The sequence below is a fragment of the Bombilactobacillus sp. ESL1202 genome, assembly GCF_058107125.1.
This window is the reverse complement of the sequence record NZ_CM176590.1, coordinates 625,941-651,020: the sequence shown is the minus strand read 5'-3', so window position 1 is coordinate 651,020 and position 25,080 is coordinate 625,941. Positions and strand designations below refer to the sequence as shown.

Genomic DNA, 25,080 nt, shown 5'->3' with positions numbered 1-25,080 from the left:
AATGATATGAAATTTATCAAGTCAAGTGTGGCCGAGAAAATTTAGTATCGTTAGTGTTTGACTGCTAATTTTTATTTTAGGTTCGTTGTTTTTTATTTATAAAAAATCCTAGCACAATTTTAGGGGGAAATTGTCTAGGATTTTTACTTTGAGGCAAAGATTTTTATCTAAGTTTTATATCAGACGCCAGTTATTTATTGCTTAATCTAATTTGGCACCGACTAACTGTTCTTTACTATGAATTAATTGGGTTAATAAACGACACTCAGGGGTCGGAATTCCATATTTTTGTCCTTTACGCCAAACAGCACCGTTGATGAAGTCAATTTCGGTTAAACGATGATGTTTTACTAAGTCTTGATACATGGAAGGATAATGGTTAGCAATGTTGCCATAAAAAGTTTCATCAATGTGGTGAAAGACTTCTTCTTCATCCAAGTCGGTACCTTCATGACGAGCAACGGTAGCAAATTCGGCAATAATATCTTTTAAGTAAGTTGTGGCTTCTTTAGTTTGACCCAATTCGCCCATATTACACTCTAGTAATGAACAGAGTGAGTTTAAAGTTCCGTTGACGCAAGCTTTACGCCAGATGGAATAGCGTGCACTATTACTATATTCAGAATCCAAACCCGCATCATTAAAGACTGCGATGACTTTCTTAGCAAAGTCTTCACCTTTGGAGCCTAGGTTTTGAATTTCAACGTTACCACTACCAAATAATTGCGCATGACCCGGTTTGTCATAACCAGCAGTGAACATAGTAACGCCGATTAATAGGAGATTTTGATCGACATATTTTTCTAGAATTTCCTCATGACCCATCCCATTCATTAAGCAGAGCACATAGGTATTAGGTGTTAATAAGGATTTAATTTGATCAAAGTATTCTTCTAGTTGATATGATTTCGTAAAGACAATGATTAAATCGGCCGGATCTTTAATCTGATCGCTTTCATTGGGATAATAAATTGGCAATTTGGCACTAATTTCTTGACCATCCAAATTAGCTGAAATGCCATTTTGACGAATTGCTTCAACATTTGGTTTCCAGCCATCAATTAAGGTTACTTCATTACCAGCTTTTTGTAAGGCATAGCCAAAACGAGTTCCCATACCGCCGACACCTAACATTGTTATTTTCATAATTTGAACCTCCTTCATGATTTGTAAAACTATCTTAACACTAAAATTAAATAATTGTTATTATTTTTTAATTTATTTTCATGTTAAACTTATTTTTGAAGTTAAAAGTGTTTCCAATTAGGTAATTAATAAGTCAATGGTTATTAGCAGAGTTAATGATGACTGGTTCGATAATGGGGTTGACTATGATGTCTACCAGGATTTTTTTTATATTTGGTTGGCGTTTTATTTAATAGTTGGTAATGTTGAATCTTACCAAGAATTGTGTGGCCTTGCAGCCGCTGTTGTAGTGTTTGAATTAATTGTTGGGCTTGTTGGATCCGTGTAAAATTATGTTCATGAGTTTTGGCTTCGGGAATAACTTGCTCTTTTAGATAGCGGATTTGTTTTTGATTGTAATTAATTAATTCGGTGGTCAAGGGAGCATTTAAATATTGATTAGCTAATTTCTGAATAGTTCGCAAAGCATCTTTCGTATTTTGCGGTTGATGAAAATTTGTCATTAACTTATCCTTTCTTCAAATAGGCTAACTATATTATAATAAAGAAAAGTGTTCATAAACTAAAAAAGAAAAAGAGGTTAGAGAATGCGGCAGGTTCGATTAATGCCCCTGTTGGTTGTTACTTTTTTTAATGAGACGGCTTATAGTATGATGTGGCCATTAGCAACTATTTATATTAATACGGTTCTACATAAATCCTTAACAGTGGCTGGAATTGCCTTAATGCTGTTTTCAGCTGCTAATGTTTTAGGAGCAATGGTTGCTGGAAAAATGTATGATCGGTTTAATCAATACTACTTAACGTTAATTGCGATGGTTGTGAGTGTTATTATCTGTTTGTTGGGCGCTTGGTTTACCGGTTGGCCGAATTATCCGATTATTTTAACTTTGTTTGGAGTTGCGACGGGGTGGCTGACAACGGCAATTAATGTTTATGGAACGCTAGTGCCCAATATGTCGACGACTAAAGCTTTTAATTTGATTTACTTAGTTTTAAACGTTGGCTTGGTTGTGGGGACGCTGTTGATTAGTGAAATTTTCAAACGTTCAGTTGCACCGATATTTTTGTTGGCAGCAGTTTTATATATCTTGACGGTATTGGTACAAATTTTTTATTTTCCTAAGCAACGCTTGGAATATAGTGTGTCCAATGCCACGCATGCAACGAATTTTGCTCAACAACACCCGAACAAATTACGGGCACGGCAATTATTTTTGGTTAGTTTTTTGACCTTGGTTGTGGTCTGGACAATGTATTCACAATGGGAATCTAATTTTTCTGTGTATTTAATTGATAATGGCTTTGCTTTAAGAGTTTATAGTTTATTGTGGGCATTAAATGGAGCGGTTATTATCATCGTTCAATGGCTTTTAACTTGGCGGCCACAAATTATTAAAAATCTTTATCATCGAATTTTTATTGGACTTTTATTTTTAACGGTTTCTTATTTTGTGACCATTGCTAGCAAACAAGTAAGCTTGATTTATTTGGGCATGATTTTGTTAACAATTGGGGAAGCTATTTATGTACCGACGGTGCCTGTTATTATTGACCAATGGACTAAGCCTAAAGACAAAGGGCGCAGTCAAGGCTGGGTCAGTGGCTTTTCGTCGTTAGGAAGGGCTTTGGGGCCAGTCTTTGGCGGGATGATTATTGATCATTCATCGTTTAAAATATTATTTATTGTAGCTGGAGTCTTGATGACATTAATTACTGTTATCAACTTTTGGAATAATCTATATTATCAAAAAAACAATTGAGTCTTAGTACACATAAAAAGCGTTGTAGCAAAGTTAATTATTTGCTGCAACGCCTTTTTTAATGGACAAACTTAATTTTTTAACAAAAAAGTAAATTATTTCTTCATTATAATAGTGTTTTTTTGCGATTAATTTTCGTTCAAATGATCCAATGCTTGATTATAGTTAGGTTCTTGAGTCATTTCAGGAACGATTTCTTGATAGGCAATGGTTTGATCCGGATTAATGATCCAGACTGAACGAGCCAAAAGGCCGCTGTCGGCCATTAATAAATTAGTTTTTTGACCAAAATCATGATTCACATCAGACAAGAGCTGCATGTGGTGAACATCTTCGGCAGCACACCAATGAGCTTGTTGCTCAGGGGTATTGGTGGAAATCGTGACAAAATTAATCTGGGGATATTGATCCATGGTCTGATTAAAATGTTTAGTCTGCAAACTGCAGACACTAGTGTCAATATCGGGAACAACACTAATCAATAATGGTTGATCTAATAAATCATGTAGTTTTACCGAAGCTTGTTTTTGATTGAGCACTGTAAAATCAGGCATTTTAGTACCAATTTCAGGAACGGCTGATAATTGACAAAACATTTCTCCATGACGTGTTATTTTCATATGGTTTCACCTCATAGTTAGTATACTATGCCTGAGTGGTAATGGTAAAAGAAATTGTTCAATCATAATTTGATATAATAAAAATGCTAGGGGGGAAATAGGATGAATTTTTTTTAACGATGGATCTATCAAATATTTCAGCTGGGATTGAACATTCGGAATTGAACCGTTTGCGCTTATTTCAACAAAATAAAGCACCCGCTAAAATTGTGACAACTTATTATCGTAATGATTGGGCCAGTGGTCCAGGTAAATTTGGCCTAGATCTTGCTGATGTGATTAATGTTTTTGACTATTTTGGTGGTAATCGGGTGGATTATTATCAGAAAAATACGATTCAAGAATATTGTCAAAAAAAGCAATATCAATTGGTGCAGGCGCTCGGATCAGATGGACAAGAATTAGGTTTTCAAGTTAAAACTAATGATGGTCGTCAAGGGTTAGTGAGAGCTGATGCCCGTTCACAGCAAATTACTTCAGTCGCTTTTGCACCAATGGGAAGTAACTTACCAAGTTTTGCCGAAGGCTATGATACTCGTGGCTTTTTATCCAGCAAATATTATTATGATCGTCAAGGAAAAGTAACGAAACAAGAAATAGTCAATGAACGAGGAAAAACTTTTTGTACACAAATTTTTAAAGATGACCACCAGCGGATAGCTTTGTATAAATTAAATTATCAAGGGCACAAGCATCATTTTACGGATTTGCGTGATTTTCAAGCCTTTTTTTATGACTGCTTGAATCGAGATTATGCTTTGAATAATTTATTTATTGCTGATCGGGTAGAATGTGTCGAAAGTTTGCCCCGAATGCAGACACCAGCTAAAAAGGCTTTTTATATTCATAATCAGTTTTTAAATGGTTGGCAGGCTGATGTCATGACGGGTGGTTTAAATAACAATTATGAGTATGGTTTAACGCACAATGAAGAATTTGATTATATAATTTGTCCTTCACATTGGGAAAAACAAGAGATTAATCAGCGCTTTAATTTAGGCGAGAAAGTAATTGCGATACCAGGTAAACCAAGCCGAACAGATATTGCTCAGGTTGAATTTTCTGAACGGGATCCACATTTAATCATCATGGTAGCGCGAATTTCTCCGGAAAAACAAATCGATCAAGCTTTACAAATATTACAGCGAATTCGAAAAACTGATCCGTTGGCACATTTGGAAGTGTATGGTGGGATTACGTATAAAACGGAAGCTGAGAAAATTAACCAAAAAGTTTTAGATTTACATTTACAAAAAGCAGTTCAATTTAAAGGCATTGTTGCTAACTTGAACGAAGTTTATGATCAAGCTCGCTTACTAATTTTGACATCTTTTTCTGAAGGATTTCCATTAACGTTATTGGAAGCTAGCAGTCATGGTTTACCAATGGTTAGTTACGATTGTCGTTATGGTCCGCGGGAAATAGTTCAAGATGGAAAAAATGGTTATTTAATTCCACAAAATAATAACGTTATGGCAGCTCATAAAGTTATTGATATTTTGCAAAATGATCAATTGATGCAAAAATTAAGCCTAGGAGCTTATCAAAGTGCACACAAATTTGATTCACAACAAATCTGGCAATTGTGGCAAACTCTAATAAAGAATTAATCTAATTTGAACTTATCGAATTTAAGTGCTATATTAACACTGTATTTAGAACTTCCAATCTTACGAAAGGAGTCGTGATCTTTGGAAAAGCAAACTCGCAATACATCAAAGCGACTCCCTTGGCGTAAGGTGATTGGTTTAATTGTAGCAGTTGTAGCTACTGTGGCAATTGTAATAGGTGCTTATTCCACAGCAATGTGGGCAGGCACAGATTATGATTATCAAGGTAACGAAGTTGCTCAAGCTTTGCCAGTTACTAAAGGCGTTACTCGAGGGGGAGGTAATTCTGACGCGCAATCTAAGTCTTCAACTGCTTCTGTAATTATTCCACAGTCTAATAGCGGGACTAATAATCAAGAAGCTAAAAGTCCTAAGTTAGATCAGTTGAATTATCCGCAAACTGGTGGATCAGATCAAAATGGTCCAGTTCAGGTTGTGGGTACACCGTCTTATCCACAGACGGGTAATAGTACAAGTTATGGAGCAATTGTCTTAGGCTTAGGCCTATTGTTAGGGTTAGGATTTTGTTATCGTAAGGATTTTGTAACACTTTTTGGAAATTTCAAGCAAATTTAGTTATTCTTTTGAAATTTAACTGTTGCAAGATAAAAAAAAAGTGTTATTGTAAATATGTAATGAGTACCGATTAGGTATTCGAATTTTTTTGGGGGGATTTACAAATGAAAATGAATAAATTATTTGCTTCTGTAGCTACTGCCGTTGTTGCTTTAGCTGCTGTAGCTCCAGTTGCTAGTGTTAATGCCGCAGGTTTACCAGCAAATGCTAATACAGAAGAAAACGGAACAGATGGTTCTGCACAAGCTAAATCTACAGCTAGTGTTGAAGTTGTGGATGGTTATTTAAGCTTGGATAAAGTACCTGACTTAGCTTTTAAACCTGCTGTTAGTGGTACTACTGCTTATTTCCAAGATAATAGTAGTTTAGCAAGTAAAACTAACAATGGAAATTATGGTAATGATGGTAACGACGCTGGTTTGTTGAAAATTACAGATTCACGCCATAATGGTTCTGGTTCTGATGCTGACAAGGGCTTGGGTTACAGATTAGCTGTTTCATTAGGTAACTTCAAAGGTGTAGGTGCTAGTGGAGCAGTTTATAACGACTTTACAATGAACATTGGTTCAATCAAAGCTCAAGATAATGATATTTATACTACAGCTTTAAATGGTCTTACTTCTGATGGATCTTCTAAAGATATTTTGATTGTTCCTGCTAACAACAAACGTGGTTCTGATCAATTTGTATTTGGAGATAAGGCTGGTATGAGTATTGGACTTCCAGCAAATGTAGATAAGGGTGCTTATACTGCTCCTATTACTTGGACTTTGTATGCTAGTCCAACAACTACACCAGCTCCAACACCAGGTAATTAATTTATTTGATTAGTTATTAATATGTTTATTTTAAAAAGTATTGATAAGCAATTTTATCAATACTTTTTTTAAATTTTTGTTTATAGCGTGTTTATTAATTTAAGATGTTACATTGACTTTTTAGGACAAAAGCTTAAGATTAGAAATGGAATTTATATAATTTAATTATTGAGGTGTAAAAAATGAATCATTTGAAGCAATGGTTTGTTGCAATGTTAGCTGTATTGACATTAGTAGTAATATCAGCAATGCCAGCACAAGCCACAGTAGGGGATTACGGAATTAAACCAAATTATGGTAAAAATCAGTCTGCTCAAAATGGACAAATTGATATTTTTGGTGATCCTGGTAGTACGCAAGACTTTTCAATCAGTGTAGTTAATAAAGATACTAAGACTCATCGATATACTGTTGATGTTAACACTGCTTATACTAGCGATGATGGATCATATTCTTTTGATAAAAGAAATGCGCACGATGCATCTTTGAAAATAAAGTTATCAAAGCTCGTGAAACCTAGTGTTCAAACGATAGCTATTCCTGCAGGTAAAGCAGTTGATGTTCATTTTCAAGTACAGATTCCTGAACAAAAGTTTTCCGGTTATTTGATGGGTGGGGTAGTTGTTCGTCCCGCTAAAGGCGAAAAAGTTGTAAAAACTGTTGCTAAAAATGGTTCATTATTAACTAATAAATTTATTCAGGGAATTCCAGTTCGAGTTCGTCAAGCTGAAAACACAACCATGCAACCTAAATTTAAGGCTGTAAAGGTAATGCCGTTTGCTTTAAGTGCTGGTAAGGGTCAACGCGGTGTTAAAGCCAACATTCAAAACTATGTTAAAGGTTTTAATGCTAATATTCATGCGAAAGCCACCGTTACTAAAAAGCCTGATGATCATAAATTTAAAAAGACTGCAGTTTTGGCAAATATGTCACCGGCGCCTAACTCCAATTTTAATTATACGATAGACTGGGGTAAAACACCTTTACAAGCTGGTGACTATCATTTACATGTAAAAATGACCTCTAGCGATAAAGTTCAGTCTTGGACACTAGATAAAGACTTTACAATTACAGCTGCTGATGCTGGTAAATACAATAAATTATCTGGTATTAAGCCAAACTACATGTGGTTATGGATTCTAATCGCCGTATTAGTAATCTTACTTGTTCTAGGATTAGGTATTTACTTTGGACGTCGTAATAATAGAAACAATCAGAATAATAATTAATTTAAAAATAGCTAATTAAATTGTGTGGACACTTAACAGTGTCCACATTTTTTTGTATAATTGTGCTATCATGAAGCATTATTGGGGGATTTATGAAAAAGTTTAATTTATTACTTATTAGCTTAGGCCTCTTCATACTTATATTTTTACAAGTTCAATCTGTTCAGGCCGATGTTAATAATATTTCTGTTACGCCGATTGTAGATAATTCTGATGTGACTGACCGCTTTCAGATCGTTGCTAAACCTAATCGTGTTTATCAAGTTAAATTATCAATTACTAATTTTGGAGCTGTCAATACAAAATTGCGCATTCGCCCTACTAATGCTTCGACAACTTCTCAAGGTGGGATTACTTATCAAAAAGTGGTTAGTTCAGGCGATAGTGATTTACGTTACGCATTCAAAGATATGACTGCTGCCAAAATTATTCATTTAAAAGCTAATCAAACTAAAGAAGTAGCATTTAATATTCAAACACCACCGAAAACTTTTAAAGGTTTGATGTTGGCCGGATTTTATATCTATGATATGAATGATACTGATAGTAATGGCCTTAAGGTACCTGTTTGGTTAACTGAGGACAATCATCCAGTAGGCGGTGTTTTGGTTTTGAATAATATTACGCCACAAGTTGTTGCACATAAGCCATTTATTAACGTTAACTTGTCTAATAATCAGCCAGGTCTAATGAAAGATGTTACTGTTCATATGACTCTAAAGCGTAAAGGTCTGTTGGAATTATTTGGAATGGGTTTTAAACCGGTTAATGCTGATCAAGTCTATAAAAAAATTGCACCAAATTCTAATGTACCAATTGCTTTTGATCAACAATCTATGCCCATTAAACCTGGGATTTACCAAGCTGTGGGGACGGCTAAAAGTGGGAAGACACATTGGAAATTTTCGGGAAGCTATCATATAACCAAGCAGCAAACTGATAAAGTTAATAAAGCTTCGCGCGGATTAACGCCAGATAAGACTGTTTTATATTTGATGATTGTTTTAGGTTTGATTATTTTAATCATGTTCGTTGTTGGTGGTTTATGGAGTCAATCTAATAAGCAAAAAAAACAACAGCGTAATAACCAATTACAGCGGTAGGTATTTAAACTGGGGGAATGCAATTATGAGAAGAAAATCAATATCAGTGTTAACTATTTTACTAATACTATTTATGGGCTTTTTAAGAGGACAACCGCATCAAATTCAAGCGGCAAAAAAATTACCAACACAAGAACGTTCATTTACTGTCAAAGCTATTTTGCCGAACAACCAAACGACTGATCAAGAAACTTTTTATGATTTACAAGTCAAGCCACAGCAAAAACAACATTTACGTTTATTAGTATCCAATATTGGTAAGAAAGCTTTAACAATCACGGTTCAATTAAACGATGCTTATACTTCGGGGAACGGCATTATTAGTTATGATCGCCATCGCGTTAAATTGTATAAACCACAAAATCCTGCGCTTTCACAATTAATTACTAGCAAACGAACTTATAAAGTGCGCATAAAGCCACAATATTCTAAGATTGTCACTTTTACTTACCAAGCGCCTAAAAATCCCTTTAAAGGAATTATTCTGGGAGCGATGGTTGCTACCGCTGGTGTTAGTTCGTCTAATAAAAGTGAATTTGCTATTCAAAATCAAGTGCAATATGTTACCGGTGTAGTATTACGTTCTAAACCAGATGCAGTAACGCCGATAGTGACTATGAATAAGCAAGTTAAGGCAGCTAGTCGCGCTCAGCAGGCAGGACTAAGTTTTAAATTATATAATTCAGCACCGATTAATGTCAGTCATCTAAAGATGACTAGTCAATTAAAGCGCCAGGGACACAAAAAGATTCTTACTAAGAAGCTGACTAACTTGCAAATGGCTCCTAACTCAGTTTGGCACGCCTTTTTACCGCAAAAAAAATTACATGCTGGTTCTTATACCTTAACTTTAAAATTGCAGGCTAAGGGAAATTATCAGAAAAAATTTGTCCGTCATTTTGCGATAACTAATACAGATGTTAAAAATATTCATCAGGCAACTCAACCTAAGCATTATAATCGGTTATTACCTTGGATCTTTATTGGAATAGTATTAATAATTGTTTTAGGATTATTATATTTATTGTGGATCTATTTAAAAGGCCAAAACAAAAATGGACGTTCCTAGTTCAAGTTGCTATAATGAGTTTGAGGGGTGAAATCTTGAAAAAAATGGGGAAACTAATCATCTCAATTGTCTGTTTGTTAATTTTTGGTTGGGGGACTAATGAGCAATCTTTAATTGTACAAGCGGCAACAGATGTTACACGTAATGATACTGATCCAACAATGCAAAATGAGGGTATTTCTACTAGAGGTAGCGAGGCTATTGATAATGATGGCACAACGGGAACGACTAAAGTAACTGTCACTTTTATCAATGGTAGTATTTATATTAAGCAAATGCCGAACTTTGATTTTGGGACAGGTCATAATTATCGCGATACTGATTTCAAATTAGGTTCAACCAGTGAAGATCGGTCTTTAATTGTTCATTCGCCAGATAGTAATGTCGGCTTTACAATTTCGCTGGCAAACTATGGTAGTACATTAGTGGATTCTAGTAAAAAAACTTCTGGTGATTTGATGGGCTCGTTAGGATCGGGAAATGTCTCTTTGGGTAGTTTGTTATTAAATAGTTCAACTATTCAAACAGGAGTTACTGATACTGGTTACAGTAACCCAACTAACCCGGCTAATTTTATTACTTATGGTAATTCAGCTGAGACTGCTATTCCACTGAGTAATAGTTCTATCAATAGTTCTACTGTTGTTCCGAAGCCTGTTTTGTATTCGACCGACGGATTTCAGGGATATATTAAGTTATCTTTTGCTGACCCAGCAAGTGCTTCATTGAAATTTAATGCTGGTATTTTAAGTGATTTACAAGATAAGGTCTTGAATGAGAATCATGACCATGTGACCTTTATCTTTCCACTTTATTGGACGGCTTCCATCAATGACCCAGCAAAATCAATTGCCAATGAACAAATTTAAAATAGTCAAACGACGTTGGGTTAGAGTTGAATTCATATTTATTTTTACAGTTATCTTTTCTGCTGTCTTTATGATTCATCCAGTCCGAGCTAACGGAGGAACTTTTAGTGTTAAACCTGTGCAACTCAGTAATCAAATTGGTTCTGCTGAAGGTGGTTGGTATTTACATGTTGAGCCTAACCAAACTTATCAGTTAAAATTTAAAATTCTAAATCTAACTAAAACAGATAATGTGATTACCGTGCAGCCAGTTTTGGCGCAAACTAACTCAGCTTTGCAATTAACAATTGATAGTCCACGTTCCAAATTAGGTCCACAAGCGCAGTTTGATTTACGTAAACTAGTGGCACCTTTAACGGTTGAAGTTCCTCCAAAACAAGAAGTTGAAGCTGCTGTCACTTTAAAAATGCCGCAACAACGCCTAATTGGTTTATTGATGGGGGGCTTGTTGTTTCAATCGCAAACTGATTTAAAGAAACAGATACAGCAAGCAAAAAATCGCGGGCAACAAAGTTCGACCACAATTTCGACGGCGAACATTAGCTATGGTTTGAATTTACGGCAAGATGATGCTATTTTGTTACCAAAGCTTAAATTACAGGGACCAAGGTTGACGACTGACAGTGGACAAGTTGTTTTACAGACGCCTTTAAAAAATATTGCACCTTATCCTTTTTTAGAAGGTCATTTACGAGTCAAAGTTCATAAAGTAAACTATTCAAGAGCTGATAGTGTTACTAAAATGACTAATATTAACATTGCTCCTAATTCGCAAACAAAGTTTTTGTTACCTTGGAAAAAAGGTCGCTTGATGCCGGGAACTTATCATTTGACTTATATTTTTGATCATCACAAACAACATTACGTTTTTCACCGTAAGTTGATTTTGAGTCCGCAGCAGGCTAAGCGACTTAATTACTTTTTACCGCGGGCTAAGCGGCGTTATCGTAATATTATCATTATAATGTTAATTCTATTAGTAGTTTTTATGGGATTGATTTCTTGGTGGGTTTACTATTCTGGAAGAAATGGCTCGAAGAATAAGATTAGATAATTGGGGGATGATAATTTGAATACTTATAAGACGATGTTGACAGGTTTAGTGCTGACGGCAATTGCAGGTACTAGTCTAAATTTAACAACTGTTCAAGCGGGAAATGCTTTAGATGGTGTTTCAGATGTTGCTCCGGGACAAGCATTGGGTTCCAATTTAGGTAAAGATGATGGTATTAATTCGGCAGCGCCTTCTGCATCCGGTTCTAATTCAAGTGTTTATTTTAAATCATTTGGAGGCATCGATTTTGCGAAAGATCTTATTTCACGCCCGATTACTTTAGTAGAAGTACCGAACTTTAATTTCAGTTCTAAAATTGGTGATAAGAAAACTAATCTTGATGCTCCAAAAAATAAAAATCGTTATTTGGTGGTTCATGATGAAAATGTTGGTAATGGTGTTTATCAACATTGGCAAGTTAGTGTTCAAGTTGGGACTTTTTATACTTTAAGTCGGACAAACTTAACGACTACCCCAACACCATATCTGACTTTGTCTTCAACCGATGCAAGTAAGCGCACGTCGTATGGTAGTTGGTCGGCAGAAAGCGGTTATCAACGTATTAAGTCATCCGCAGCGCTGAAGAGTTTTGGTAATTGGGGAAGTGATGGTGCAAAGGATTTAAAACTGACTGCTCAGAATAATACTGATGCCAATCCTAATCCAGCGCAAGAAGTTATGGCTATTACAGGTAGTGGCTATACTACTAATTATTATGGCTTAGATTTTAATGATACAAGCTATGTATCTTTAAATGATTTTCCAAATACTAAAATTGATGCTAAAGATTCTTATATTGCGCCAATTACTTGGAATTTAGAGTTTACTAATACTAATATTACTAATACTAATAAAGGTTCAAAATGAAAGATAAATTTAATTTAATGCAAATAATTTGTGCACTAGTCATAGTCAGTGGTTGGTGCACTTTTTTTCAAAGTCAGACGGTAAAAGCTGACCCAGGTTCGCCCGTGCAAGTTCAATTACAAGTGCCTAAGAATAATAATGTCCCAGCCAGTAGCAATGTAATTGATGTTGATCTACACCCAAAAAAATCGGTTAAATTCGCTCTTTTATTGAAAAATTTAACAAATAAAACAGTCCAATTGAAAGTGTTTGGGGGAACGGCTCAAACTAACGCACAAGGTGGAATTAGTATTGATTCAAATAAGAACTTATTGATGGATCATTCTTGGAAGTATAGTTTGGCTGATTTAGGCTTAAAAACACAATATGTTGTTCTGCAACCTAATCAAGAACAAGTTGTTAAGTTTAAATTAAAAGCTCCCCCAAATTTTCAAGGCTCAATTTCTGGATCTACAGTAGTACAGACTTTACTAACTAAGCAATATAACAATCAAGTTAATAATTTTAAAATGTCATTTGGTGTTTTGGTTAATGTAGGAGCAGTTGATAAAATTCAGCCCCAGATGAGTTTGGGTAAGGTACGGGTTCGCTCTTATGCGGGACAACCGCAAATAGTTGGTCAGATTCATAACAAAAGACCTATTTATTACGGTGCAGGTGGTGTTAATTATGATATTCGTATCCATAGTCTCAATCATAAATTTAATAAACATTTAAAAATTCAACGGGGAGCTTTGGCAGCTAATTCCATTGCACCGCTTGTGCTTGACTTAGGTAATCAGCCTATTAAATCAGGAAATTATCAATATTTGGCAACTGTTAATGTTGGTGAACGAGTTTTTCATTTTAAGCATCAATTTACAATTAGTCCCAAGCAAGCGTGGCAATTAAATCGGCAAAATCCTAATTTGAAAAGAACCAAGTGGCCCTTAATTGTGGCAATTGTGGTTTGTTGTTGTCTATTATTTGGCCTGTTTTTATGGTTATTGTATTTGTTTGCAAGAAATAAAGGACGTAAAAATAGGTAAGAAAAAGCCTATTAATTAATAATCTAACTAGATTAACATCTTTATCATTAATTGTTTTAACTAGGTAATAGCGTGTAAACTTTTGGATTTTGTTAAAAATTATTTTATTTTAATTATTTCAGTGCTTTGTCGCAAAAACTATTGTATAATTGACGTGATGTAATCATGTTATTAATTTTTTAAAGTGGGGGATTTATATGAAATTAAATAAAATGAGTATGGGAGTTTGTGCTGTTTCTTTATTGGCTATTGCTGCTCCAATGCTAGCACAAAGTGTTAGTGCTGATAGTGCTGTTAGTTCAGCTGTTTTAGATGGCAGTGATGCAGTAGTAACAAATTCTACAATTAGTGGTAGTTCAGCTTCAGGTTCTTCAACTGCTGGTGTTCAATTTGCTACTGGTGATTTGAGTCTTTACCAAGTTCCTAATTTTGATTTTGGTGATAGTCACACGATTGGTAACAATAATGCCAATATTGCATTAATGGATAGCAATAATTCACAACGGTTAGCTGTAGTTATTGATAACCGCTCAACTCCAGGTTCTACTAATACTCCAAGTAACCTTAAGGGTTGGAAATTAAGTGTTCAAGCTACTAACTTTTTGCCAAATGGTAGTGGCTCTGGCTTGTTTATACCTTTTACGTTTACTAGTGCTAGTGGAATCAGTGCTATTACGCCAAAGGCTAATGGGGGATCTGGTTTATATAGTAAGACTGGCTCCTCAGCTGCACCTAATGTAACGGTTGGTAGTGGGTCTTTGACATCGACTAGTGGCAGTGTTGTTGTTGCAACAACAGATAATAATTTTGGTGTGACTGGGATTGATTTTGGACCAACTAAGTCTGTACAATTGAATTTATCATCTGATCTTTATGGTAAGTTGACGCCAGGAGTTGCTTATAAAGCTACCTTGAATTGGAATCTAACTGCTGATCCAACAACTTCAACACCTGCTCCTGGAACCTCTTCTGCATCTTAATTAGTATTGGAATTTGAGGAATAAAATATTGTGTAAGTATTTACGTCGATTGATTTTAACTTTGATGTTACTAGTTGGTATTTTTTCTGCGCATTCTGTTTCAGCAGCAATAACTGGTGCGGCTGGTTTTTCTGTTGAACCTGAGAGTGATCAAAATGCAGATAATAAAGCAGATTATTTTTTGATGAATGTCCAGTCTGGTCAGAGCTATCCGCTTAATTTAAAAATAACTAATAATAAAAATTATCCGATTAAAATTGTTGTTCAGCCAACAGTGGCTGGAACAACTAATCAAGGTCAGATTAACTATGCTAATTTGTCCAAAAATTTTGATTCTAGTCTAAAGTATAACTGGACAAAAATGGGTCCCATTAAGGAAATTGTAACAATTCCAGCTAAGGGTACTCAAACTATTAGTGAAACTTTAAATGTGAAAGCACCAAACTTTAATGGGGTAATGTTAGGTAGTTTTTATATTCATTCACCAACAATTGATAAAAAAAGTGTTAATAAAAAAGCCAAGTCAAAAAGTATGACTATGAGCAATGTTTATTCTTATTCTGTCAGTGCGTTGTTTAAAGTAGGTAAAGTTGATTCAGTTCAGCCAGATTTACGTTTTAATCGTGTTCGCCCTGCTTTACTGGGTGCGCAACCGGCTGTCTATTTAAATCTACAAAACTTTAAACCAAAGTATATTACGAACAATGATATGCGCGTGGATGCGAAAATTTATCCGGCTAAAAGTAATAAGCTTTTGTTTAGAAATAATCAAAAGCAAATGAATTTTGCGCCTAATTCTAACTTTGATTTTCCTGTTAGTTGGGGGAATAAACCGATGAAGGCGGGCAATTATCAAGCTCGGGTACGAATTAGTACACCAGCACGTAGTTGGTACTTTAAGAAAAACTTTACCATTTCGCCAGCGGATGCTAATCGTTTAAATCGTCAGAATCCAAATACTAAACGTAATTATTGGCCATTTATCATAATGATCATTGTGATTGTGTTACTGTTAATTGGCATTTTATTCTACTGGTTCTATAAGCGAGGACAGAAACAAGCAACTAAGTAAGGTTATGGGGGGGATAACTTGAAAGTAGCAAGGTTTAACGTTCTGTGGTTGCTATTAATTGCTACAATCTTTAGTATCAATACACCCGTCATGGCTGATCCAATCGGCTCTGCTTTAGATAGCGGTACTGAAGATGCTAACGAAGTAGCAAAAACTGGTTCCACATCACAAGCTGGTGTTAGTTTTGCCCGTGGGAATCTTTCTTTAAAAATTCCCGGACCAGTAGCAACTGATTCTAATGGAAGACCATTAAAAGATGAAAATGGTAATCCAATTACTAATTTTCCCAATTTTGGTAGCCATTATTTGTTTGCTGAAAAAGTTTGGAATTATAAACCGGCAATTCAAGAAGGACAGACGACTGCACAACCGACGGACGGAAATACGGTTCTGATTTCTGATACTCGTGGTAGTGAAGGAAATGGATGGCAGTTAAGTGTTAGTGTTTCTAAGTTTCACAAAGTAGATGATTATTCAACCGTTCAACCAATCAATTCAATGGTTTTTAATTCGGCAAAGTTGGTGCAACAAAATACACGCGATAACTCTTTGCAGCCTGTCGCTAGTGATCAAATAACGGGAATTACTGCAAATGATAATGCCGCTAGTATTGTGCCATCTGATACTCCTGAATCAACGGCAGATTATAATGCTACTTTATTGAGTGCTTCTCAAAACAATGGCTTAGGAACTTGGGGACTGTTTCTAACGAAAGCACAGTTGGTAACATCGTCGGAAAATAATCAGGTTTCTGGTAACTTTCGGGCCACTCTGACTTGGACACTTAATGCTGGTGATCCAACTACTGTTTCTTAGAAACTTTTGAGTTTAATAATATTAAAAAAGGACATGTCTCATGTCCCTTTTTTGTATAATTCAATTTTTGAAGAAATCTTTCTGGAATTCTTTTTTATTTATTTTTTTCAGAAATAATAGTTGAAATCTATGCTATCTTGGATTACATTAAAATTGTTGAATGTTATAATTTTTATTATATAATAATTATTATTTGTTAATTTCTTTAACTTAAATCTTAAGTTATGGAATTGATTAATGGGGGAATTATTTTGGAGAAAGAACAAGACTTATTTTTGTCAGTTTCTGACATGGAAAAACTACGATTATTTGAACGGGTACGTCAGTTGAAAATTATGGAGATTTCGTATCGGAATGATTTGAAAGCTCATGAGAATTTGGACTTTGATATTACTGATATTAATTTTCGTCAGGCAGCATCACAGATGAACAAGAGTTATGGAAGTATTTATAATACTTACGATGGTATTGTTCAAGATATGAAGGAAATGTTGGGTAAAGAAGATCCAACAATTGAGGAAATTTTTTCAATTGATAATGACCAATATCATTTTTTCCTAGTTTCGAAATCTGATGCATATAATTTTATGATGGGGATTTTAGAAGATACTTGTCAATCTTTTGATGAATTCTATCGCAGATGTGGTAATAGTAAGGCAACTGCGCTACGTCATTTAAAACCAATGCGGCTGTTTTTGAAAAATTTTAATGTTCGAATAACATATGAAAAAATGCGTTTCGTTGGGGAAGAAACCGATGTTCGTTTGGCATTATCAGTTATGTTTTGGGAAGCTACTCGTGGATATGCTTGGCCATTTAAATCTATTTCAGAATCTCAAGCAAAGTGGTTGGTTGATGAAGGTCTAAAAGCATTTAATGTTGTATCGGTACCTAATAAAATGACTTTTAAAGTTTATGAAATTTATTCGACAGTGAACTGCTTAAGAATTATTCGCGGTCATTTTGTTGAACGTGATGTCAAAATTGATTGGGTACATTATCCTAATCTTAATGTTTACGAAAGCTTTATGACAGAAGACAGTTATGAAAAGTTTGCTGACAGTGAATTCTCTAAAATTATTAACTATTATCGTAGCTTAACACCTGCTCGTTTAATGAATGAATCATACAATTTGTATAATTTGGTCAATTGTTCATTATCAATAGTTCCTTGCGGTGATGAAAAAGCGGATCAAATTTTGGATCATATGGAGGAATATGATACTAAAATTTATGATTTTGTGGGTTCTTTCCTACAATCTATGCCATATAATATTCAGCATCATTTTAACTTGCCTGATAATATTATGAAACTATATCGAATTGCTTTAATGCGAGTTCTAATTGGTGGTTTAGCTTTTGGAAATAGCTATTATCAAATGATAGAAGTTTATACTGGTGAACAATTGGGACTTTCTAGTATTGATTTACCAGAATTTAAAAAAGTAATTCGAAATATTTTGCAACATTTATTTGAACAAAATGAATTTAAGGATTTTAAAGACAAAGTTAATTTATTAACCGATGCAGTTTATAAAATTCTTTTGCGAGTAGTGGTCATGTTTTCGGATCACTTTGCTGTCAAAATTTATCCAGGAATTGAAGAAAATCAATTATATTTCTTTGATATGATTGAAACAATTTCTAGTTTACCTTACGTCAAATTGGTTCGGACACAAGAAGAAGCTGATTTGATAGTTACAACGTCCTATAATCCTGATTTAGAACCACAAAAACCGGACACTTATATTTTTAAATGGGAGCATGACACTAATAGTGCTCAGTATGGACAACTAATTAGTTTAATTCGCGATATTTGGACAGAAAAGAAGATTTCCAAATAGTGGCTTGCCTTTTAATCAAAGATATATTATTATCAACCTAGAAACGCTGATATTTTGTTAACTTTACAGAGAACTAGTGCTTGCTGAGAGCTAGAAAGTTACTTTTCCAATATCGTTATGATGCGGATAATTAATAATTATACGGTAGTACCGTTATTGCTAATGAGTGTAGTGTCTAACACTAAAATTGGGTGGTACCGCGATGAAGAGTTTGATTCGTCCCTTTCTGGGATTAATCAACTCTTTTTTATTTTAGACAGGAGGAAGTTAGAATGTTAGATTTAAAATTAATTAGAAATAATCCTGATTGGGCTAAGCAAAAGTTAGCTGAAAGAAACGTCAAGGCAGAAGAGATTGATCAGTTATTGAGTTTAGATGTTAAAAGACGCCAAGTTATGACTGAAACTGAAGATTTAAAGGCAAAGCGGAACGAAGTTTCTAAACAAATTGCTGAAAAGAAACGGCAAAAAGAGGATGCCAGTACTGCTATTGCCGATATGAAATCCGTTGGTGAACAAATTAAGCAACTAGATGAACAATTAGCTAAATTAAACGATCAAACAGATTATATCTTGGTTCGGTTACCAAACTTTCCTGACGACTCGGTACCAGTTGGTGCTGATGAATCATCTAATGTTGAGATCCGTAAGTGGGGAAAAATTCCAGAATTTGATTTTGAAGCGCAAGCACACTGGGATTTGGGCGAAAAATTAGGTATTTTAGATTTTGAACGGGCAGCGAAAGTTTCTGGCAGTCGGTTTGTTTATTATTTAGGTGCTGGCGCTAAGTTAGAACGTGCTTTATATAATTTTATGTTAGATGAACACCAAAAAGATGGTTATACCGAAGTGATTCCACCTTATTTGGTGAATAGTGATTCAATGTTTGGAACTAGTCAATTTCCGAAGTTTACTGAAGATGTTTATACAATTATTGATGAAGATCGTCCTTTAACTTTAATTCCGACAGCAGAAGTACCACTAACGAATTACTACCGTGGTGAAATTTTAAGTGAAGAGCAATTACCCACTTATTTAACAGCCTTAACTCCTTGTTTCCGTTCGGAAGCTGGATCAGCTGGACGTGATACTCGTGGATTGATTCGAATGCATCAATTTAATAAAGTTGAAATGGTGAAATATGTTAAACCAGAAGATTCTTGGGCTGAATTGGAAAAATTAACAGCCAATGCAGAAAATATTTTACAAAAATTAAACTTACCATATCATGTAGTGACTTTATCAAGTGGTGATGCTAGTTTTAGTTCAGCTAAAACTTATGACTTGGAAGTTTGGATGCCACAGCAAAACACTTATCGGGAAATTTCTAGTTGCTCAAACTGTACCGATTTTCAGGCGCGTCGGTCACAGATTCGTTATCGTGATGAAAATGGTAAGTTACAATTTGTTCATACACTAAATGGCTCTGGCCTAGCTGTTGGACGAGCAGTTGCTGCAATCCTTGAAAATTATCAAAATGCTGATGGCAGTGTTACTATTCCAGAAGTTTTAGTTCCTTACATGAATGGTTTAAAGAAAATTACTAAGTAAATATGTAAAAATCTTAAATACTCAAGTAAATCTTGGGTATTTTTTTATTAGCACGAATAGCGGTGTAAAGGGAATTAGAGAGCAAAGAGCAAAAAAAATCAAAAAAGATAACAAAAAGGGGTTGCAAAAAGGACGAAAAGTTGATAATATATTTTCTGTTGTCAATGAGTCATGCAGGTCGCTGCTAAACAAATAAAAAAAGCAGTTGACAAGCTCATGATAAAATGATAAACTAAATGAGCCGCTTAATCAAGTGGCAAATGATAAAAAGTAGATCTTTGAAAACTGAACAAAGTTTCTTTTAACACCAAGTGCTGGGTTCTGAAAAGAACCTGTCAATTGAACAAAAATAAAGAAGACAAAGAACGTTAGAGTTCTAAGTCTGAGTCAACAAACTAACAAAAAATGAGAGTTTGATCCTGGCTCAGGACGAACGCTGGCGGCGTGCCTAATACATGCAAGTCGAGCGAGCAGAAGTAACGGAATACCTTCGGGTAGGAAGATATGGACGCGAGCGGCGGATGGGTGAGTAACACGTAGGTAACCTGCCCTTTAGCGGGGGATAACAATTGGAAACAGTTGCTAATACCGCATAAAGTGCTTAATCACATGATTAAGGAATGAAAGACGGTTTCGGCTGTCACTAAAGGATGGACCTGCGGCGTATTAGCTAGTTGGTAAGGTAACGGCTTACCAAGGCAATGATACGTAGCCGACCTGAGAGGGTAATCGGCCACATTGGGACTGAGACACGGCCCAAACTCCTACGGGAGGCAGCAGTAGGGAATCTTCCACAATGGACGAAAGTCTGATGGAGCAACGCCGCGTGGATGAAGAAGGTTTTCGGATCGTAAAATCCTGTTGTTGAAGAAGAACGTATTTGAGAGTAACTGCTCAGATAGTGACGGTATTCAACCAGAAAGTCACGGCTAACTACGTGCCAGCAGCCGCGGTAATACGTAGGTGGCAAGCGTTGTCCGGATTTATTGGGCGTAAAGGGAGCGCAGGCGGTTTGAAAAGTCTGAATGTGAAAGCCCTCAGCTTAACTGAGGAAGAGCATCGGAAACTGTCAAACTTGAGTGCAGAAGAGGAGAGTGGAACTCCATGTGTAGCGGTGAAATGCGTAGATATATGGAAGAACACCAGTGGCGAAGGCGGCTCTCTGGTCTGTAACTGACGCTGAGGCTCGAAAGCATGGGTAGCGAACAGGATTAGATACCCTGGTAGTCCATGCCGTAAACGATGAGTGCTAAGTGTTGGGAGGTTTCCGCCTCTCAGTGCTGCAGCTAACGCATTAAGCACTCCGCCTGGGGAGTACGACCGCAAGGTTGAAACTCAAAGGAATTGACGGGGGCCCGCACAAGCGGTGGAGCATGTGGTTTAATTCGAAGCAACGCGAAGAACCTTACCAGGTCTTGACATCTCCTGCAAGTTGTAGAGATACAAGGTTCCCTTCGGGGACAGGAAGACAGGTGGTGCATGGTTGTCGTCAGCTCGTGTCGTGAGATGTTGGGTTAAGTCCCGCAACGAGCGCAACCCTTGTTACTAGTTGCCAGCATTAAGTTGGGCACTCTAGTGAGACTGCCGGTGACAAACCGGAGGAAGGTGGGGACGACGTCAAATCATCATGCCCCTTATGACCTGGGCTACACACGTGCTACAATGGATGGTACAACGAGAAGCGAACTCGCGAGGGCAAGCGGAACTCTAAAAACCATTCTCAGTTCGGATTGCAGGCTGCAACTCGCCTGTATGAAGTTGGAATCGCTAGTAATCGTGGATCAGCATGCCACGGTGAATACGTTCTCGGGCCTTGTACACACCGCCCGTCACACCATGAGAGTTTGTAATACCCAAAGCCGGTGGGGTAACCTTTCGGGGAGCTAGCCGTCTAAGGTAGGACAAATGATTAGGGTGAAGTCGTAACAAGGTAGCCGTAGGAGAACCTGCGGCTGGATCACCTCCTTTCTAAGGAAAAGATACGGAAAGCATTTGGTTAGAAACTTTGTTTAGTTTTGAGAGGTTTACTCTCAAACATTAGTACTTTGAAAACTGAATATTATGATAAGAAAGACACCGAGAATCGAGAGATTCGAGAAGTAAGAAGTAATAAATAGGTTAAGATAAAAAGGGCGCACGGTGGATGCCTAGGTACTAGGAGCCGAAGAAGGACGTAACGAACAGCGAAATGCTCCGGGGAGTTGTAAGTAAGCGAAGATCCGGAGATGTCCGAATGGGGGAACCCGGCTAAGGTAAAGCTTAGTCACACTTTGTTGAAAGATAAAGTGAGGAAGACGTGGTGAACTGAAACATCTAAGTAGCCATAGGAAGAGAAAGAAAAATCGATTTCCCAAGTAGCGGCGAGCGAAACGGAAGGAGCCCAAACCAAAGAGCTTGCTCTTTGGGGTTGTAGGACTGGGACGTGAGACAGTCGAAGATAGCTGAATCAGCTGGGAAGCTGAGCTAGAGAGAGTGAAAGCCTCGTAAGCGAAATCGAAGACGCTCTACCAGGATCCTGAGTACGGCGGGACACGAGAAATCCCGTCGGAAGCAGGGAGGACCATCTCCCAAGGCTAAATACTCCCTAGTGACCGATAGAGAACAAGTACCGTGAGGGAAAGGTGAAAAGCACCCCGGGAGGGGAGTGAAATAGATCCTGAAACCGTGTGCCTACAAGTAGTCAGAGCTCGTTAAAGAGTGATGGCGTGCCTTTTGTAGAATGAACCGGCGAGTTACGATTGCGTGCGAGGTTAAGTTGAGAAGACGGAGCCGAAGCGAAAGCGAGTCTGAATAGGGCGAAAGGAAGTACGTAGTTGTAGACCCGAAACCAAGTGACCTACCCATGTCCAGGTTGAAGGTGCGGTAAAACGCACTGGAGGACCGAACCCACGTAAGTTGAAAATTGCGGGGATGAGGTGTGGGTAGCGGTGAAATTCCAAACGAACTTGGAGATAGCTGGTTCTCTCCGAAATAGCTTTAGGGCTAGCCTCGGAGAAGAGGATCTTGGAGGTAGAGCACTGTTTGGACTAGGGGCCCAACATGGGTTACTGAATTCAGATAAACTCCGAATGCCAAAGATCTTTCTCCGGGAGTCAGACGGTGAGTGATAAGATCCATCGTCGAAAGGGGAACAGCCCAGATCACCAGTTAAGGTCCCAAAATCCATACTAAGTGGAAAAGGAAGTGGAACTGCATAGACAACTAGGATGTTGGCTTAGAAGCAGCAACCCATTTAAAGAGTGCGTAATAGCTCACTAGTCGAGTGGTTCTGCGCCGAAAATGTACCGGGGCTAAGTATGGTACCGAAACTGTGGATGTGCATTGAAAGATATGTACGTGGTAGGAGAGCGTTGTAAGCACGAAGAAGCCAGATCGTAAGGACTGGTGGAGAGCTTAGAAGTGAGAATGCCGGTATGAGTAGCGCGAGACCAGTGAGAATCTGGTCCACCGGAAGACTAAGGTTTCCTGGGGAAGGCTCGTCCGCCCAGGGTTAGTCGGGACCTAAGATGAGGCCGAGAGGCGTAATCGATGGAAAACAGGTTGAGATTCCTGTACTGTTCAGTGTTGTTTGAACGATGGAGGGACGCAGGAGATGAATTGTGAGCATGCAGCTGGAAAAGCATGTCTAAGCATCGAGTCTGGATATGAGTCAAATGCTTGTAACCGAGAAGGATGAGATGTGATAGGGAGCGAAAATAAAGTAGCGAAGCACAATAGTCACACTGCCGAGAAAAGCTTCTAGTTAGATACTGAGTACCCGTACCGCAAACCGACACAGGTAGTCAAGGAGAGAATCCTCAGGTGAGCGAGAGAACTATCGTTAAGGAACTCGGCAAAATAGCCCCGTAACTTTGGAAGAAGGGGTGCTGGTGTAAGAGCCAGCCGCAGTGAAAAGGCCCAAACAACTGTTTATCAAAAACACAGGTCTCTGCAAAATCGTAAGATGACGTATAGGGGCTGACGCCTGCCCGGTGCTGGAAGGTTAAGAGGATGAGTTAGACGTAAGTCGAAGCCCAGAATTGAAGCCCCAGTAAACGGCGGCCGTAACTATAACGGTCCTAAGGTAGCGAAATTCCTTGTCGGGTAAGTTCCGACCCGCACGAAAGGCGTAATGATTTGGGCACTGTCTCAACGATAGACTCGGTGAAATTATAATACCCGTGAAGATGCAGGTTACCCGCGACAGGACGGAAAGACCCCATGGAGCTTTACTGTAGCTTGATATTGAGTTTTTGTGTAACATGTACAGGATAGGTAGGAGCCGTAGAGATCGGTACGCTAGTATCGAAGGAGGCGCTGGTGGGATACTACCCTTGTTATATGAAAGCTCTAACCCGCGCCGTTGAATCACGGCGGGAGACAGTGTCAGGTAGGCAGTTTGACTGGGGCGGTCGCCTCCTAAACAGTAACGGAGGCGCCCAAAGGTTCCCTCAGAATGGTTGGAAATCATTCGTAGAGTGTAAAGGTAGAAGGGAGCTTGACTGCGAGACAGACAAGTCGAGCAGGGACGAAAGTCGGGCTTAATGATCCGGTGGCACCGAATGGAAGGGCCATCGCTCAACGGACAAAAGCTACCCTGGGGATAACAGGCTTATCTCCCCCAAGAGTTCACATCGACGGGGAGGTTTGGCACCTCGATGTCGGCTCATCGCATCCTGGGGCTGTAGTCGGTCCCAAGGGTTGGGCTGTTCGCCCATTAAAGCGGTACGCGAGCTGGGTTCAGAACGTCGTGAGACAGTTCGGTCCCTATCCGTCGCGGGCGTAGGAAATTTGAGAGGATCTGTCCTTAGTACGAGAGGACCGGGATGGACATACCACTGGTGAACCAGTTGTCTTGCCAAAGGCATAGCTGGGTAGCTAAGTATGGAAGGGATAAACGCTGAAAGCATCTAAGTGTGAAACCCACCTCAAGATGAGATTTCCCATTCAGGAATGAAGTAAGACCCCTCAAAGAAGATGAGGTAGATAGGTTGCGAGTGGAAGTGTAGTGATATATGGAGCTGAGCAATACTAATCGGTCGAGGGCTTAACCGAGGTAGTCGAGTAGGATCATAATATTCAGTTTT

Annotated in this window: 19 protein-coding genes and 2 rRNA genes; 18 read left to right on the top strand and 3 right to left on the bottom strand. The window is 37.6% G+C overall.

Annotated features, from left to right (window positions below; translation table 11 throughout):
• Positions 1-201: 201 nt before the first annotated feature.
• Both AC3B7A_RS03045 and AC3B7A_RS03040 read right to left on the bottom strand, forming a co-directional pair.
• On the bottom strand, positions 202-1,146 hold the full coding sequence (locus AC3B7A_RS03045) for a 2-dehydropantoate 2-reductase (protein ID WP_489756259.1): 945 nt from the start codon (positions 1,144-1,146) through the stop codon (positions 202-204).
• A gap of 152 nt (positions 1,147-1,298) precedes the next feature.
• Positions 1,299-1,649, bottom strand: coding sequence for a hypothetical protein (locus tag AC3B7A_RS03040; RefSeq protein ID WP_489756258.1), 351 nt, complete (start codon positions 1,647-1,649; stop codon positions 1,299-1,301).
• 84 nt (positions 1,650-1,733) lie between these two features.
• On the opposite strand from AC3B7A_RS03040, the gene AC3B7A_RS03035 reads away from it, so the two are divergent.
• Positions 1,734-2,909 carry an MFS transporter gene (locus AC3B7A_RS03035; RefSeq protein WP_489756257.1) on the top strand — a complete coding sequence of 392 codons (1,176 nt, stop codon included), beginning with the start codon at positions 1,734-1,736 and terminating at the stop codon, positions 2,907-2,909.
• Between the two features lie 128 nt (positions 2,910-3,037).
• Here the strand turns inward: AC3B7A_RS03035 and tpx are convergent, their stop codons facing one another.
• Positions 3,038-3,529, bottom strand: coding sequence for a thiol peroxidase (tpx, locus tag AC3B7A_RS03030; RefSeq protein ID WP_489756256.1), 492 nt, complete (start codon positions 3,527-3,529; stop codon positions 3,038-3,040).
• Between the two features lie 119 nt (positions 3,530-3,648).
• On the opposite strand from tpx, the gene AC3B7A_RS03025 reads away from it, so the two are divergent.
• The 17 genes from AC3B7A_RS03025 (at position 3,649) to AC3B7A_RS02945 (ending at position 25,048) form a co-directional block, all read left to right on the top strand.
• On the top strand, positions 3,649-5,139 hold the full coding sequence (locus AC3B7A_RS03025; RefSeq protein WP_489756255.1) for a glycosyltransferase: 1,491 nt from the start codon (positions 3,649-3,651) through the stop codon (positions 5,137-5,139).
• 81 nt (positions 5,140-5,220) lie between these two features.
• A complete protein-coding gene (locus AC3B7A_RS03020) occupies positions 5,221-5,715 on the top strand; it encodes an LPXTG cell wall anchor domain-containing protein (protein WP_489756254.1) in 495 nt (164 codons plus the stop codon).
• Between the two features lie 104 nt (positions 5,716-5,819).
• Positions 5,820-6,533: a WxL domain-containing protein gene (locus AC3B7A_RS03015; protein ID WP_489756253.1), complete on the top strand. Its 714-nt coding sequence runs from the start codon at positions 5,820-5,822 to the stop codon at positions 6,531-6,533.
• Positions 6,534-6,715: 182 nt separating this feature from the next.
• Positions 6,716-7,762, top strand: coding sequence for a DUF3324 domain-containing protein (locus AC3B7A_RS03010; RefSeq protein WP_489756252.1), 1,047 nt, complete (start codon positions 6,716-6,718; stop codon positions 7,760-7,762).
• Between the two features lie 92 nt (positions 7,763-7,854).
• Entirely contained in the window at positions 7,855-8,865 is a 1,011-nt protein-coding gene (locus AC3B7A_RS03005) for a WxL protein peptidoglycan domain-containing protein (RefSeq protein WP_489756251.1), read from the top strand.
• A gap of 25 nt (positions 8,866-8,890) precedes the next feature.
• Positions 8,891-9,934 carry a DUF916 domain-containing protein gene (locus AC3B7A_RS03000; RefSeq protein ID WP_489756250.1) on the top strand — a complete coding sequence of 348 codons (1,044 nt, stop codon included), beginning with the start codon at positions 8,891-8,893 and terminating at the stop codon, positions 9,932-9,934.
• Positions 9,935-9,969: 35 nt separating this feature from the next.
• A complete protein-coding gene (locus AC3B7A_RS02995) occupies positions 9,970-10,803 on the top strand; it encodes a hypothetical protein (protein ID WP_489756249.1) in 834 nt (277 codons plus the stop codon).
• Positions 10,766-11,857, top strand: coding sequence for a WxL protein peptidoglycan domain-containing protein (locus tag AC3B7A_RS02990; RefSeq protein ID WP_489756248.1), 1,092 nt, complete (start codon positions 10,766-10,768; stop codon positions 11,855-11,857). Before AC3B7A_RS02995 ends, AC3B7A_RS02990 begins: the two co-directional genes overlap by 38 nt.
• 15 nt (positions 11,858-11,872) lie before the next feature.
• Positions 11,873-12,724 (top strand): hypothetical protein, encoded by an 852-nt coding sequence (locus tag AC3B7A_RS02985; protein WP_489756247.1) that lies wholly within the window; start codon positions 11,873-11,875, stop codon positions 12,722-12,724.
• Complete coding sequence (locus tag AC3B7A_RS02980) at positions 12,721-13,752, top strand: WxL protein host-binding domain-containing protein (RefSeq protein WP_489756246.1); 1,032 nt, start codon at positions 12,721-12,723, stop codon at positions 13,750-13,752. The genes AC3B7A_RS02985 and AC3B7A_RS02980 overlap by 4 nt, the downstream gene beginning before the upstream one ends.
• 197 nt (positions 13,753-13,949) lie before the next feature.
• A complete protein-coding gene (locus AC3B7A_RS02975; protein ID WP_489756245.1) occupies positions 13,950-14,732 on the top strand; it encodes a WxL domain-containing protein in 783 nt (260 codons plus the stop codon).
• 28 nt (positions 14,733-14,760) lie between these two features.
• Complete coding sequence (locus AC3B7A_RS02970) at positions 14,761-15,804, top strand: DUF3324 domain-containing protein (RefSeq protein ID WP_489756244.1); 1,044 nt, start codon at positions 14,761-14,763, stop codon at positions 15,802-15,804.
• An 18-nt stretch (positions 15,805-15,822) separates the two neighbouring features.
• Positions 15,823-16,620, top strand: a complete 798-nt coding sequence (locus tag AC3B7A_RS02965) for a WxL domain-containing protein (protein WP_489756243.1) — start codon at positions 15,823-15,825, stop codon at positions 16,618-16,620.
• 251 nt (positions 16,621-16,871) lie between these two features.
• Positions 16,872-18,464: a helix-turn-helix domain-containing protein gene (locus AC3B7A_RS02960; protein ID WP_489756242.1), complete on the top strand. Its 1,593-nt coding sequence runs from the start codon at positions 16,872-16,874 to the stop codon at positions 18,462-18,464.
• Positions 18,465-18,736: 272 nt separating this feature from the next.
• Positions 18,737-20,014 (top strand): serine--tRNA ligase, encoded by a 1,278-nt coding sequence (gene serS, locus AC3B7A_RS02955; protein ID WP_489756241.1) that lies wholly within the window; start codon positions 18,737-18,739, stop codon positions 20,012-20,014.
• 401 nt (positions 20,015-20,415) lie between these two features.
• A 16S ribosomal RNA gene (locus AC3B7A_RS02950) occupies positions 20,416-21,982 on the top strand.
• 148 nt (positions 21,983-22,130) lie between these two features.
• Positions 22,131-25,048: ribosomal RNA gene (locus AC3B7A_RS02945) — 23S ribosomal RNA — on the top strand.
• Together the 16S and 23S rRNA genes form the textbook arrangement of a ribosomal RNA operon.
• Positions 25,049-25,080: the final 32 nt, after the last annotated feature.